The following is a 13,189-nucleotide window of genomic DNA, read 5'->3' as shown; positions in this document are numbered from 1 at the left end:
AGTAGCTAAAATTCCACTTAATTACAAAAACTCATGCGAAGGAACAAACACACTATAGCCGTTTGCGTTATAGCATTGCTAACATCGCTGCCTGCATTGGCGCAGCGCACAGAACTGAAACTCAGGTACGACAAGCCTTCGGGCAAAATATGGGAAGCCGCATTACCAGTGGGCAATGGTCGCCTGGCCGCTATGGTGTATGGCAATCCCGGAAGCGAACTGATACGGCTAAACGAAAATACGGTTTGGAGCGGAAGTCCCAACCGCAATGATAACCCCCATGCACTGGCTGCACTGCCGGAAATCAGGCAACTGATCTTCGATGGTAAAATGAAAGAGGCCAGCGAGATGGCGGCAAAAAATATCCAGTCAGAAAAAATCAACGGCATGTGTTATCAGCCGGTGGGAGACCTGGAACTGGTTTTTCCCGGTCATGAGCAATACACCGGTTATGCGCGGGAACTGGATCTGCAAACAGCGGTAACCGCTACCAGCTACACGGTAAACGGCGTAAAGTATACCAGGCAGGTATTTGCTTCTATACCGGATCAGGCGATAATTATTCAGCTTACTGCCAGTAAGCCCGGCAGCATTACTTTTAACGCCGGCATGAAGAGCCAGCAAAAATCGAATGTAGTTACCAGCGGGAATAATGAACTGGTGTTATCCGGTATCAGCGGAGACAGAGAAGGTGTACCGGGAAAAGTGAAATTCCAGTCGCAGGTAAGGTTTAAAACCAGCGGTGGTAAAGCCTCCGCCAATGGTAGCGCCATTAGTGTTGCCAGCGCTGATGCGGTAACCATCTATGTGTCTGTTGCCACCAACTTTGTAAACTACGCCGACATTAGCGGCGATGAAGTAAAGCGCACCACGGCGTATATGTCGAAGGTATGGCCAAAGAATTTCGCAGGTCTGCTGAAAGATCATATAGCGGCTTACCAGCACTTTTTTAACCGCGTACAACTGGATTTAGGAACTACCGATTCTATCAAAAATACAACAGATATCCGGTTAAGGGATTTCAGGAACGGCAACGATCCGCAGCTGGTAACATTGTATTTCCAGTTTGGCAGGTACCTGCTGATAGCTGCTTCTCAACCGGGTGGCCAGCCGGCAAACCTGCAGGGCATCTGGAACCCGCTCATGAATCCACCCTGGGGAAGTAAGTATACGATCAACATCAATACAGAAATGAATTACTGGCCTGCGGAAGAAACAAACCTTTCTGAAATGCATGAGCCACTGATAGAAATGGTGAAGGACCTATCTGTTACCGGGCGGGAAACGGCAAAAGTGATGTATGGCGCCGGCGGATGGGTGGCTCATCATAACACTGACCTGTGGCGTATTACAGGCCCGGTAGACGGGATTTATTCTGCTATGTGGCCAATGGGAGGCGCCTGGTTAAGCCGGCACACATGGGAAAGGTATTTGTTTAACGGGGACAAGAAATATCTGCAAACAGTATATCCCGCATTGAAAGGCGCGGCGCAGTTTTACCTGGACTTTCTGGTAGAAGAGCCGGTGCATAAGTGGCTGGTGGTATCGCCTTCCATGTCGCCGGAAAATAGCCCAAAAGCCTACCCCGGCATATCCATTGCGGCAGGCGCCACCATGGATAATCAACTGGTATTTGATCTGTTTACCAATACCATCCATGCTGCTGAAATCTTACAAACTGATAAAGTGCTGGTGGAAAAAATGAAAGCCGCCCGGAAACGCTTACCGCCTATGCAGGTGGGCCAGCATAACCAGTTGCAGGAATGGTTGCAGGACCTGGATAATCCGGACGACAAGCACCGTCACGTGTCGCATTTATTTGGCTTGTATCCTGCCAACCAGATCTCTCCCTACCGCACGCCTGTTTTGTTCAGCGCTGCACGTACTTCGCTGCTGCAACGTGGTGATGTGTCCACGGGTTGGTCGATGGGCTGGAAGGTAAACCTCTGGGCGCGTTTGCTGGATGGCAATCATGCCTGGAAGCTGATCAAAGACCAGCTTACCCCGGTGGACGTAAGTAATGTAAAGTATGGTGGCGGCGGTACTTACCCCAATCTTTTTGATGCGCATCCTCCTTTCCAGATCGACGGGAACTATGGCTGCACCGCAGGGATCTGTGAAATGCTGCTGCAAAGCCAGGATGGCTCCATCCACTTGTTGCCGGCGCTTCCGGACGATTGGAAGAACGGGCGTGTGAGCGGCCTGCGTGCCCGGGGCGGTTTTGAAATCCGGGAGATGGTATGGGAAAATGGTCAGCTCAGTAAAATCACCATCCGTTCCACGCTGGGTGGCAATTGCCGTCTCCGCGTACCCAATGCGCTCCGGGAAAACGGACAGTTGAAAGCAGCCGGTGGTGATCAAACCAATCCTTTCTTTGAAGTAACACCAACAGCTCCGGCCCTGGTGAGTGAAAAAGCTAAGGTAGAAGAACTGCCGTTGCCCCAGACAATATTATACGACCTGGATACACAGGCAGGAAAGACGTATACTTTTGTAAGGCAATAAGCGCGTATGTTGTCTTTCCTCGCTGATTACGCTGATTATACTGATTTGCTTGATTTTACTTTTTGGATTTTATAAAGGATTTTAAAAGATTTGGGGAGATATAAGCGAATATATCCACTTATATCTCCCCAAATCTTTTAAATCAAAAGTGATCAAATCCCCTGAATCAGTATAATCAGTGTAATCAGCGGGAAAGACAAAATCCGCTCAAAGCACCAGCTGCCGGTGCAACCGCATCAGCGTATCTTCCGCATTGGCGCTGCAAAAACCGGGATGTACCCTCGATGTTTGCACCACGCTGCTGCGCGTGGCAGTTAGCCAGCGGAAGCGGCTGGCAATATCCAGTGCCCCGATCGGGCCGCCTGCTTTGCTGCCGTTGGAAATTTCCACAAAGGCATCCAGGTAGGGGCGGATGGTGTTGACATCTGTTTCAGGAGAAAGTGCGTGTAATTTTTCTTCGTTTAATGCATATACCGCCCGTAAAAATTTTTGTTGCCTGCAATAGAGGATAACACCAACATTCAGAAACTCTTCCCGCTCTACGCTTGGCACCACCCGTATTACAGCGTATTCATATAAGTGATTGTCTTGCATGTTGTGCTTCTTTTACAAAAATGCCGGAGTGGCTGATCCGGTTTGTTAAAAATTCAAAATATACCTGGCGTCTTTCTTCCGGTGTAACATCGTTGCTGTCGTCGCTGCGCAGCCATTCTTCGGGAATGATGTTTACAACGGCGCGTATCCGTTCCGGTGTGAGGATCAGGTTGAAGGCAGCATCTACTTGTTCCAGTTCACTTGCCTGTGGCAGCAGCACATGATCCTTTACCTGTACAAAGGGACGGAGGGACTGTTCCTGCCAGTTTTGCCAGGAGTGATGAAAATAGAGCGAGGCCCCGTGATCAATAAGCCATAGTTCATTGCGCCACATGAGCATGTTGGTGTTGCGGGCAGTACGGTCTACATTGGTCAGGAGGCAGTCGAGCCACACGATCTTCGATGCAGTTAAAGCATCGATGGTATTTACCGTAGGGTCGTATGTGGTGGCGCCGGATAAATAGTGCAGGGCAAGATTGAGGCCCACGCTTTTTTTCAGGAGGTCCTGTATTTCCTCGTCGGGTTCTGTACGGCCAAAGGCGGCGTCGAGATGGGCAAATACAAGTTCCGGTATTTTCAGTTTGAGTATCCTGGCCAGTTCACCGCCTATTAGTTCAGCGATGAGCGCTTTTACGCCTTGTCCGGCACCTCTGAACTTCAGGGCATACAGGAATCCGTCGTCTGCTTCGGCGATGGCCGGCAGCGAACCCCCTTCACGTAACGGCGTTACGTAGCGGGTTACATTCACCGTTCTTAGCTGAAGTTGAATATCGTCTATCATCTGATAATCTGGTTATCGTTTTCTAATATGAGTCTATAGTCAAACAAAGTAACCAAATATCAGGCACTTTTGCCACAGGGCTTTTATATAGCGGTTACGCTTTGCAGCTCCTTTCCCATAAAAGCCGCATAGGCAGCCGCTGCGGTGTCTACTGTTGTTTTCTTGCCGGGAGAAACCAGTTGTGTGGTAAGTGCAATATGCCGGTTCCCTTCTTTCCGGTTCCAGATACCACCAATTTTTCCATTGATCACTACTACGGGCTTAAAGATGCCATAACCGGCGGTGGATTGATGTTCGGCCGGGAGGATATCGCTGCGGTCTTTGTAGGCCACGGCGTATTCATCGTACCAGGGCAGGAGCAAGGTAGAGGGAGTGGTGCGTTTAGTCAGTGGCGTGCCGCCGGTAAACCAATAGGCCTGGCCGTTGACGACCGTATGAGTGAGCTGTGCTTTGTTGAGCTGCAGTCCTGTTTTGATATCGGATATATTTAACCCGCTCCACCACTGGAAGTCCTGGATAGTAGCAGGTCCCCTGCTGCTGAAGTAGCACAGGGTGAGGCGGGCGATGGCTTCTTCCCGGCCGGGCGCCGCGGTGGCGGGTACACGGTCGGCAAGCAAGGCATAGGTGAATTGTTTTCCCTGCCTTGGGCCGCTGCAGATAAGTCCATCCAGCTCCGCATCCATCAGGAGAAATCCGAGCCGGATATCATCGGTGTTGATCTTTGCTTTGGCGAGCAGCGGAAGAAGGGCTGTGCGGGGAAGGTAGGTATGATCGCTGAGCGCTTTGGTAATAATGGCGCTGCTGCGTTTCAGGTCTTTGTCGGAGATGCCCAGTTTTACATGCAGCCGTTTATTAAAGGCTTTTATTTTAGGCGCTGTCAGTTGCAGCATCCAGCGGATGTCTTCCGGCGCCACAAAGTGCCAGGTAGGGCGCAGTACATGAGTGCGCAGGATCTTTCCTTCGTTAAAGTCCTTTTCAATGGAGGCGTCGGTGCTGCCTTTAATACGGTTCCCGATGGCCCATTTGGCGCCTGCATAATCCTGCGCCTGGATGCAGCCCATCCAGCGTACTAGGTCGGCAGGCCGGGTAAACCGGGAATGGAGGAGCTGCTGCTGATGCAGCCGGTGTTGTATGATCTGCAAGCTGTTCATATCCCAAAATTACCGGTGGGGTGTGACAACGGTATGTCAGTTGAGAAAACGGGTCAGGAAACTTTTTTCAGCATCTCCCGCAAACGGTCTTTTACCAGGGTTTTAAGGGAAGCTGGTGAAATAATATCTGCCTGGTCAGCGAAGGTGATATACCAGCGGGAAAATGCTTGTATACAGGGCGCTTCAAACTCCATGCGGGTGTGGGTTTTGCCTGCTTTCTCGCTGTTAAAGCCATAATTATATTTCTGTTCCGTAAGATACCTGGCCATATCGTTATGCACGTTGATCACTACCGGGAACGACTGCCCGTTATTTTTAGGTTTGTTTGCCAGGTATTCCGTCAGGGAGATGTGTTCCTGGTGAAATGGCCGGCCGGTATCTTTTACCGAAAGCATCCGCTCTGTTCTGAAAGGATGATATTTTTTGGAGGTGGTACAAAAGGCGATGGCATTCCAGCTGCCGTTTTCCCGGAAAATACCAATGGGCTCTATGTCCCTTTCGTTAACACCGGTTTCGGTGGCATACCGGATATGCAGCACTTTCTTTTCACCTATTGCCCTGATGAGCAGGGGAAGGGTGTCGTTGAGCAGGTGATTATGTTCAGATACCTTATGTTTAACGGCAATGTTTTCTTCCAGGTCTTCCAGCAATTTTTTCTGTGCATTACGCAGTACAGCTTTTACTTTGAACATCGCGCCTTTAAAGCGTTCGCTGTTTTGCAGGTCGGCATGGTGTTCCAGCATTTTTTCCGCCATCAGGAAGGCAATCACTTCTTCTTCGGTAAACATTACCGGCGGCAGGCGATAGCCTTCCATAATGGAATATCCCAGTCCTTTTTCGCCGATAACAGGCACCCCGGCCTGTTCCAGCGATCGTACATCGCGGTACACCGTACGCAGGCTCACATCAAAGCGGTCGGCAATTTCCTGGGCCAGCACCAGTTTTTTGGATTGCAGGTGAATGAGAATAGCGGTTAATCGGTCGAAGCGGTTCATTGTTGGAATCAGTTGTAGGTTGAAGTAACTAAATTACTGATTTCCCGGGATATCGTTTTTGCGCCGTGAATACTACCTTTGCCGGCACAGATAATAGCTTAAAGTTATGATGAAACGTTTGTTTGTTGTGGTATGCCTCCTGGCCGGATGGGTAGCCGCCTGTTTTGCACAGTCGGATGAGTACCTGAAAAAGAAGAATGTCCCCGATACCATTTTACAGAACCGCACCCTGTTACTGGCAGGTACTTTTAATGCACAGAAAGCGCTGCTGCAACTGTTCCCCGGAAAATATTACAATCTCACCAAAGATAGTTACCGGAATGAGCTGATCAACTGGGAATGCAAAACCTGTAAACCCAAACCTTACCCGGATGTAAATGAAGACGGCAACCCTGTATTTCCTTACCCCGAAGGCGTGGCCACCCGCCTGATCAATGAAATGGATTTTAAAGATGCCACAGGCTTACAGTATAAGGTGATCAGTTTTAACCATTCGGTATTTGATGAAGAAGGTTTCCAGACTTCGCGTTTCACCGGCGGACTCCTCGGCCTTGCCAAGTTTGTACTCACCGACGAGGGCTGGAAACTAAGGATGTTTCAACCGGCTATCCAGGCGTACGGCGCTTTTTCTAAGTGCCCCACGCCAAAGCCACTGCTGATAGGCGATGATCAGTATGCGTTTATGATTAAACATAGCAACGGACCTGCAGGTGGTCCATACTATGGCGATTATTTCCTGGTTGCCGGAATCAATGGCGGCTATCAGCAGGTAATGGCTGCTCACAACGCAGAACGAACAGAAGTCGGAGCGGAGGAAGGGTTATCCAGCTGGAGCAGTGAGTATACGGTGCCGGCGGGCGATAAAAAGTACTTCCGCGATATTGTAATCACCTTTAAGGGAACCGCTACTGCCACGGATACCGACGGGCTTCCGGATGAAGTGAAAAGCCTGCTGAAAGGCAAAAAGAAAATACGGTTTACGGCCGTGAAAAGATATGTATACATGGGCAGCAAAGGCTACCAGCTGCAGCTGCCGGTGAAAGCTACGTTAATCAACTGATGCCGTTTCCAGGGCAGGCAATTTCAGGCTGCGCCCTGTGATTTTTTTCCGGTGCATGGCGCCCCATACCGTTAATGAATGGAGCACATCTCCCAGGGTGTCACTGTAATCGGTCAGCTCATACTCCATAAGTTGACTGCCGGCTACCGGTATTTTTTTCACAAAACCATTCAGCTCCAGCTCTTTCAGTTCATTCGACAATACCTTTGCCGAAATACCTTCCACTAAACGCTGCAGTTCATTAAACCGCCTGCGGTGATCTATCATAGCCACAATGATCTTCAGTTTCCACTTGCCGCCAATGGCATACATGGCGTCTCCCACTGCTGCGAGCGAGGCAGCACATACTTCTGCTGAAGGATGATGTCTTTTATCCATTTGCATATATTTTAACTTCCCTGGGTTAGCAGTAACCAAAGGTAAGTAGTTTTCGAAATAAATTCGCGGGGGTTGTCTTGAGCGCTGATTACGCTGATTATGCTGATTTTAAGGATTGGATCAGGTTGGATTTTAAAAAGATTCGGGGAGAAGTAAGCGAAGATCGCGGCGAATTTTGTCTTTCTCAGGATTACGCTGATTTTACTGATTTTACTTTTTTGATTTTAAAGGATCAGGGAGATATAAGCGGATATATTCGCTCGTATCTCCCTGAATATTTTAATAAAATCCAGAAAATCAAAAAAGTAAAAATCCGGGTAATCAGTAAAATCAGCGTAATCAGTGCTCAAGACAACCTCCGCGTTTTATTTACTCAGCGCATCGAAGTCCTCGTCAGAGAGCGTGATCGATCCTGCTTTAAGGTTTTCTTCCAGGTGGGCAATGCTTTTGGTGCCAGGTATCAGCAGGATGTTGCTGGCGCGTTTCAGCAGCCAGGCCAGTGCAATCTGCGCCGTGGTGGCATGGTGGCGGGCAGCAATTTTGCTGATCTTTTCTTCCAGGGTATGCGGACCGGAAGCCAGTGGGTACCAGGGAATAAACGCAATGCCTCTTTCAGTGGTATAATCCAGTACGGATTCCCATTGGCGGTTACCGAGGTTGTACAGGTTTTGTACAGACACAACAGGCACTACTTTTTCTGCTTGCTCGATCTGTTCAATAGTTACTTCAGACAGCCCCACATGTTTAATTTTACCGGCTTTTACTGCTGCTACTACCGGCGCCAGGGTTTCTTCTACCGGGATGTTAGGATCAATGCGGTGCAACTGCCAGAGATCTATTATGTCCGTCTTCAGATTTTTGAGGCTGTTGTCGATGTCTTTAGCAATCCATTCCGGGCGGCCATCAGGTACCCACTGGTTGGGGCCGGGGCGCTGAAAGCCACCTTTGGTAGCGATAATAAGGCCTTTTTGATAGGGATGCAGCGCATCCGCAATGAGGCGTTCATTGGTCCCTGGACCATAAGCCGCCGCAGTGTCAATAAAGTTCACACCGGAAGCCACCGCTTGTTGTAATACCTTAATGGCATTGGGACGGTCAGCTGCATCGCCAAATACGCCGTTGCCGGTTAATTGCATAGCGCCGTAACCCACACGGTTAATATTGAATTCGCCTCCTAAAAGAAAGGTGGCGGCGGGAGATATTTGTGTTTTTTCCATTTTTTTATGATTTGCTGGATCAAAGGTAGGGGTAACGGCTGATCCGGAAATTGTGAAAATAACAGGAAGAGTTGTATAAATCAAAGAATGAGGGGACAGGATATTAATTTTTTTTCACAGTTTTAAGCTGGGCATGCAGATAATCTGCCACCATCTTAGCAATTGAAGGTAGTCCTTTCTTTAACCAGGTCTTTTTCAATGAAGATTCTTTAGCCATTACTACTTCGTTATCTTCCAGTTTAACAAGTAAAGTAGGTTTAATCATTCCGTCATACCGGCAAATAACCTTAAATGTATTGCTATAGTTGTTGATGTGTTCCAGATTTTTCTCATAAACGCCCTTTAATGGTCCTTGCATCTACAGCATGTCCACCTTCTTTCACTCTTTGCTCACAATCTTTTATTTTATCGAGACATAGGTAGTTAAGTTGAATTTGATAGCCTTTGTTTTCAAAACGGTCTATGTACTTCCAGTAATCAGGATGGGATAAGGGCGTTTCCAAAACAAAGTGGTGATTTGCAAGAATGGCTTCGTCCATTTTAGAAATCAAAAAATCTTCCATCATTTGTGCGGAGCGGTTTTTGATCTGGTCTGGTGACATTCCATCTTTCTCCAGTTGTTTTCAATATTTGTCCGCGTTAAGTCCCTGTCGAAAGGTAAAACGCCTTCAAATAGTGAAGGTAATATCGATTCAATGTGTGTGGACTTACCTGCTCCGTTTGGCCCGGAAATGACTAGTAGTGTTGGCTTAGAGTAATCCATTTTCTCTCCGGTACTGTTGCCTGATGGTATTAGATTCCAGATCTGATAAACGACGCACAAGCCGCGTTTCTATTTCAGCACCAATAGTATAAACTTCTTGAATTTCAATATGACCATCTGCATATTCATAAAAACCTTGTCCCTCCGGTAGTTTATCAGAGAGCATCAGGAACGGCAGGTTATTGCTAAAATTTCTTTTTCTTATTTTTTCAATAGTAGCAGTAAATTTTCTATCCTGCAAAGCAATTTCAGATTCAATATTTGTCATATGGATAATGCTAAATTACTGTGCCAATTTTGAATGCCGTTTATAAAGTGTTGATAATTAGTTGTTTGCAAGGGAATGTTATTCGCCTTTTTTGTCTATATTATCTTCGGGTTTCCATCTTATCCGTCAACGCATGAATAAACGCTATCAGGTCCTTAATCTCCGCTTCCCGGAGATTCAGCGGCGTGGAAGAAAGCGTTTGATAAGGATCAGTCATTCCCACTCCATTGCCGCCGCCGGCATTATAAAATTCCATTACTTTTTCAAGATCCCGGAATGCGCCATTATGCATGTAGGGAGCGGTCATAGCGCTGTTGCGTACGGTGGGCGTTTTGAAGGCTCGCTGATAATAAGCAATCGGGAAAAATTCAAACCTGCCGGCATCCGTATCGCGTCGCGGATGCTGGAGATCATCGTTGGCAGGCATGCCGAGGTTTTCAAATTCCGTGAACTGGTATAAGGGCGGCGTTAGACCGTTGAACAGCGGGGCAAAGTGACAGGTAGCGCATTGCGCTTTCCCGGTGAATAAGTTGAAACCCCGGATCTGCGCGGGTGTCATGGCGTTTTTGTTGCCGGCAAAATATTCATCCATTGCGCTGTTCATAGGAGCGAGGGTGCTGAGGTAAGCAGCAATGGCGGTGGCCAGGTGGGGCATGGTAACAGCGGTACTGTCTTCCGGGAAGGCTGCCGCAAAGGCTTCGCGGTAATGCGCGCTGTCTTTTAACCGGCTGACGATCACGGCAGGATGGCCGTTCATTTCCTGCGGGTTGCTGATCACGGTGAGTATTTGTTTTGATAAGGTACCCGCTCTTCCATCCCAGAACTGCGCATATTGGAATGCGGTATAGGTGAGGCCCGGCGCATTTCTTCTTACCACGGCTTTATCATCCAGCGTCCTGCTGGTGCGGAGTCCGTCGCTGAAGTATAATTCCGGGCGGTGACAGGTACCACAATGGCGGGTGTTGTTCCCGGAGAGTGCCTTTTCGAAGAATAGTCGTTTTCCCAGTGCCTTTTCATTTTCCGTATATACGGCGCCGTTAGTAAAAGCTTTGAGGTCTATGGCGTTTTTACTGAAAAGGTTTGGAGCGTTATAGTTTAGCGCGCTGCGGGTGTGCTGGTCCAGCTGTAAAGCGCGTATCAGTGCGCCGGTGCTCTCCTGCAGGGGCAAACCGCAGGTGGTGAGGAATTCCAGCCGGTTAAAGTCATCGAAACCCGGATGCGTTTCCAGGTATTGTATACAAAGGGTGAGGTAATGGGCTACGGATTTTGTTTCGGGAGAAGAGCTGCTGAGCCAGGGTTCCATCACTGCCTGGATAGTTCGCATCGATTGCGCGGTTTCTGCAATGCCTGTTTTTAATTCCGGTGCATCGTAACCGGTGATGCCTCCTGCGTATAGGCGTACCAGTTCGAGCCGTATACTTTCCATAATGGCTTTGTCGCTGGTAGTAAACTGGTAGAGCAGCGATGTAAGATCGGTGGCGGCAGTGCGGATTACCAGCGCTTCTGTTACCAGTTCTTTTTTCCGGGAGAAAGGATCGTTCTCAAACAACAGTACCGCTATCTGCTGTAACCCTGATGGCGCCTGGTATTCCATGTACGGTTCATCTATTTCCGTTTTGGCCGGGCGGTTATACACCATGGAAGAAGAGAAGAAAAAGTAATCAAGAAAAAACTCGATCCTTTTGTATTGTAAGCGGCATTTTTTCAGCGCTTCTTTGGCAGCCATAAGGCTGGCCGGATCATCTTTATCAATTGCCTGTATGGCCTGTTCCAGTTCCAGGGAAGCCGCCGAAAATCCGTTGGCGCCCTCCCTGAAAATGGCAATGGTATGGGTAACACCGCGGTCATCCGTGGATGGTGTAAAGCTATAAGCTACCAGCAGGCTGAATAACAGCCAGATGACCTTATTTCGATACATATACGGTGAAAGTATCTTTTACATTATTGTATGCATCCACTACGGTATATTTTGTGGTGGAAGCCGTGGGAGTTACGGTAATACTCCGCGTAGTGTCTTTACGGTTATTCCATTTATAAGTACCAATGAACGACGCGGTTAATGTTGCTGCTTCGCCTTTTTTGATACGGATATTGGTATTCCGGTTTACATTTTTCATCATGGAAAACTGGTCGCGGATGGTGCCATCTGCGCAGATCCATTTCAGGTCGAGGCGGTTGTCCTGTATTTCAAGAATGCTGGAGCCGCCGTGTTCTGCATCTGCAAAATACATGGCATTATGCGGGTAAACGGTTTGTTTGCCGCCCAGCTTACCGGCGGAGCCGCTCACTACGTATACAGTACCGGTGGTATGGATGCTGTCCTTGATGTATGGTGCGGAATTGCTGCCGCCATCGTACCGGCCGGAAGAGTTGCTCACGTTATGTTTGGCAGGATCAAAGCTGTTAGCCGGGCCGTAGTGCCCCTTGATCATCCTGGATCTTTCGTAATCATGACTATGCCCGTTCAGCACCAGGTCTACCCCGTTGCGCTCCAGTATCCGGATAAAGTTTTCCCGGATGTGTACCAGTTCATCTTCTTCATCGGAATTATGGGAGCCCATAGTATACGGCGGATGGTGCCAGTAGGCAATAACCCAGCCTTTATTTTTATTTTCGGCGAGGTCTTTCTTTATCCAGGTAACCTGCGGACCGGTGGTGTCGTACAGGCGGTAGGCGCTGTCTTCTTTGCCGTAGCTGTCCAGCGACAGGAAGTGAATGTTCCCGATATCAAAGGAATAGAACGAAGCCGAGTGGGAAGGTGATCCGCCGGATTCTCCTTCAGATGGCATGGAGAAGTTCTGGTAGTAGTTTGTTTGGTGCGACTGCTGCGCGGCAGCGGCAGAGATATCGGTATCATGGTAGTCATGATTGCCGGGCGCCGGGAACAGGGGATATTTCTTCAGCAGGTCATCTTTATAAACATTAAAAAACTTGCTTTGATATTCCGCATCGGTGCCGTTGGGATAAGCATTATCGCCTAATAATATCCATGCATTCAGGTAATTGCTGCCGATGTATTTTACCAGTTGTTCCTTTACCAGTTGCTGGTTGGGAGAGCCGTCGCCGCAATCGCCCAATGCTGCAATGCGGTACAGGTCTGTTTTACCGGCTTCGGGCAGGGTCATAAAGTAATTGTCTGTGTTGCCCTGCAATACCTCCTTATAGCCGCCAATGGAATAATAGTAGCGGGTGTTGGGCTGCAGGTGGGTAAGCAATACTTTATGTTCTGTTACCAGGTTGGCATCGTCTGCCTGCTGATCCAGCTTATCCGGAGCGGTGCCGTATTTCACACGGCTGCGGGCAGATGCATCGGTGCGCCAGCGGATCAGCATCTGCTGTGTACCTGCTGCCTGCAGGTAAGGACCACGGATCAGCTTTGCAGCGATGGGGTCTTTTTTAACAGCAGCATCCTGTGCCTGCACCGGGCCTAAACCGGCCAACAGGCACAGGGAAGCGAGAAAGATAGATTTCATATAT

General features: G+C 48.7%; 14 protein-coding genes. 2 read left to right on the top strand and 12 right to left on the bottom strand.

What is annotated here, in order from left to right; translation table 11 throughout:
* Nucleotides 1-33 precede the first annotated feature (33 nt).
* Entirely contained in the window at nucleotides 34-2,505 is a 2,472-nt protein-coding gene (locus QFZ51_RS27220) for a glycoside hydrolase family 95 protein (protein ID WP_429050576.1), read from the top strand.
* Between the two features lie 207 nt (nucleotides 2,506-2,712).
* On the opposite strand, the gene QFZ51_RS27215 is transcribed toward QFZ51_RS27220, so the two are convergent.
* The 4 genes from QFZ51_RS27215 to QFZ51_RS27200 form a co-directional block, all read right to left on the bottom strand.
* Nucleotides 2,713-3,099 (bottom strand): DUF3037 domain-containing protein, encoded by a 387-nt coding sequence (locus QFZ51_RS27215; RefSeq protein WP_429050575.1) that lies wholly within the window; start codon nucleotides 3,097-3,099, stop codon nucleotides 2,713-2,715.
* A complete protein-coding gene (locus QFZ51_RS27210; RefSeq protein ID WP_429050574.1) occupies nucleotides 3,077-3,880 on the bottom strand; it encodes a HipA family kinase in 804 nt (267 codons plus the stop codon). The genes QFZ51_RS27215 and QFZ51_RS27210 overlap by 23 nt, the downstream gene beginning before the upstream one ends.
* Before the next feature lie 83 nt (nucleotides 3,881-3,963).
* Nucleotides 3,964-5,031, bottom strand: coding sequence for a winged helix DNA-binding domain-containing protein (locus QFZ51_RS27205; protein WP_429050573.1), 1,068 nt, complete (start codon nucleotides 5,029-5,031; stop codon nucleotides 3,964-3,966).
* Nucleotides 5,032-5,084: 53 nt separating this feature from the next.
* On the bottom strand, nucleotides 5,085-6,026 hold the full coding sequence (locus QFZ51_RS27200; RefSeq protein WP_429050572.1) for a helix-turn-helix transcriptional regulator: 942 nt from the start codon (nucleotides 6,024-6,026) through the stop codon (nucleotides 5,085-5,087).
* A 106-nt stretch (nucleotides 6,027-6,132) separates the two neighbouring features.
* Here QFZ51_RS27200 and QFZ51_RS27195 point away from each other — a divergent pair, with 106 nt between their 5' ends.
* Nucleotides 6,133-7,086, top strand: a complete 954-nt coding sequence (locus QFZ51_RS27195) for a hypothetical protein (protein WP_429050571.1) — start codon at nucleotides 6,133-6,135, stop codon at nucleotides 7,084-7,086.
* Here QFZ51_RS27195 and QFZ51_RS27190 read toward each other — a convergent pair.
* The 8 genes from QFZ51_RS27190 to QFZ51_RS27155 form a co-directional block, all read right to left on the bottom strand.
* Nucleotides 7,075-7,464 carry a winged helix-turn-helix transcriptional regulator gene (locus tag QFZ51_RS27190; RefSeq protein ID WP_429050570.1) on the bottom strand — a complete coding sequence of 130 codons (390 nt, stop codon included), beginning with the start codon at nucleotides 7,462-7,464 and terminating at the stop codon, nucleotides 7,075-7,077. The genes QFZ51_RS27195 and QFZ51_RS27190 overlap by 12 nt on opposite strands.
* A gap of 365 nt (nucleotides 7,465-7,829) precedes the next feature.
* A complete protein-coding gene (locus QFZ51_RS27185; protein ID WP_429050569.1) occupies nucleotides 7,830-8,681 on the bottom strand; it encodes an aldo/keto reductase in 852 nt (283 codons plus the stop codon).
* Nucleotides 8,682-8,784: 103 nt separating this feature from the next.
* The gene (locus QFZ51_RS27180) at nucleotides 8,785-9,039 is read right to left on the bottom strand and encodes a hypothetical protein (RefSeq protein WP_429050568.1); all 255 of its coding nucleotides are present in this window, start codon (nucleotides 9,037-9,039) and stop codon (nucleotides 8,785-8,787) included.
* Nucleotides 9,011-9,283: a hypothetical protein gene (locus tag QFZ51_RS27175; RefSeq protein ID WP_429051615.1), complete on the bottom strand. Its 273-nt coding sequence runs from the start codon at nucleotides 9,281-9,283 to the stop codon at nucleotides 9,011-9,013. Before QFZ51_RS27175 ends, QFZ51_RS27180 begins: the two co-directional genes overlap by 29 nt.
* Nucleotides 9,244-9,444: a hypothetical protein gene (locus QFZ51_RS27170; RefSeq protein WP_429050567.1), complete on the bottom strand. Its 201-nt coding sequence runs from the start codon at nucleotides 9,442-9,444 to the stop codon at nucleotides 9,244-9,246. The genes QFZ51_RS27175 and QFZ51_RS27170 overlap by 40 nt, the downstream gene beginning before the upstream one ends.
* Complete coding sequence (locus QFZ51_RS27165; protein ID WP_429050566.1) at nucleotides 9,431-9,712, bottom strand: hypothetical protein; 282 nt, start codon at nucleotides 9,710-9,712, stop codon at nucleotides 9,431-9,433. The genes QFZ51_RS27170 and QFZ51_RS27165 overlap by 14 nt, the downstream gene beginning before the upstream one ends.
* Before the next feature lie 100 nt (nucleotides 9,713-9,812).
* Complete coding sequence (locus QFZ51_RS27160; protein ID WP_429050565.1) at nucleotides 9,813-11,630, bottom strand: cytochrome-c peroxidase; 1,818 nt, start codon at nucleotides 11,628-11,630, stop codon at nucleotides 9,813-9,815.
* Nucleotides 11,617-13,185: a purple acid phosphatase family protein gene (locus QFZ51_RS27155; protein ID WP_429050564.1), complete on the bottom strand. Its 1,569-nt coding sequence runs from the start codon at nucleotides 13,183-13,185 to the stop codon at nucleotides 11,617-11,619. The genes QFZ51_RS27160 and QFZ51_RS27155 overlap by 14 nt, the downstream gene beginning before the upstream one ends.
* Nucleotides 13,186-13,189: the final 4 nt, after the last annotated feature.

Origin of the sequence: Chitinophaga sp. W3I9 (assembly GCF_050434025.1) — a bacterium.
GTDB lineage: Bacteria > Bacteroidota > Bacteroidia > Chitinophagales > Chitinophagaceae > Chitinophaga.
Note: the sequence above shows the minus strand (reverse complement) of the source record. Positions and strands in the feature narration are given on the sequence as shown.

Coding starts and splice junctions, on each gene's coding strand:
- QFZ51_RS27220 (WP_429050576.1), top strand. CDS start 34: ATGCGAAGGAACAAACACACTATAGCCGTTTGCGTTATAGCATTGCTA.
- QFZ51_RS27215 (WP_429050575.1), bottom strand. CDS start 3,099: ATGCAAGACAATCACTTATATGAATACGCTGTAATACGGGTGGTGCCA.
- QFZ51_RS27210 (WP_429050574.1), bottom strand. CDS start 3,880: ATGATAGACGATATTCAACTTCAGCTAAGAACGGTGAATGTAACCCGC.
- QFZ51_RS27205 (WP_429050573.1), bottom strand. CDS start 5,031: ATGAACAGCTTGCAGATCATACAACACCGGCTGCATCAGCAGCAGCTC.
- QFZ51_RS27200 (WP_429050572.1), bottom strand. CDS start 6,026: ATGAACCGCTTCGACCGATTAACCGCTATTCTCATTCACCTGCAATCC.
- QFZ51_RS27195 (WP_429050571.1), top strand. CDS start 6,133: ATGATGAAACGTTTGTTTGTTGTGGTATGCCTCCTGGCCGGATGGGTA.
- QFZ51_RS27190 (WP_429050570.1), bottom strand. CDS start 7,464: ATGGATAAAAGACATCATCCTTCAGCAGAAGTATGTGCTGCCTCGCTC.
- QFZ51_RS27185 (WP_429050569.1), bottom strand. CDS start 8,681: ATGGAAAAAACACAAATATCTCCCGCCGCCACCTTTCTTTTAGGAGGC.
- QFZ51_RS27180 (WP_429050568.1), bottom strand. CDS start 9,039: ATGCAAGGACCATTAAAGGGCGTTTATGAGAAAAATCTGGAACACATC.
- QFZ51_RS27175 (WP_429051615.1), bottom strand. CDS start 9,283: ATGTCACCAGACCAGATCAAAAACCGCTCCGCACAAATGATGGAAGAT.
- QFZ51_RS27170 (WP_429050567.1), bottom strand. CDS start 9,444: ATGGATTACTCTAAGCCAACACTACTAGTCATTTCCGGGCCAAACGGA.
- QFZ51_RS27165 (WP_429050566.1), bottom strand. CDS start 9,712: ATGACAAATATTGAATCTGAAATTGCTTTGCAGGATAGAAAATTTACT.
- QFZ51_RS27160 (WP_429050565.1), bottom strand. CDS start 11,630: ATGTATCGAAATAAGGTCATCTGGCTGTTATTCAGCCTGCTGGTAGCT.
- QFZ51_RS27155 (WP_429050564.1), bottom strand. CDS start 13,185: ATGAAATCTATCTTTCTCGCTTCCCTGTGCCTGTTGGCCGGTTTAGGC.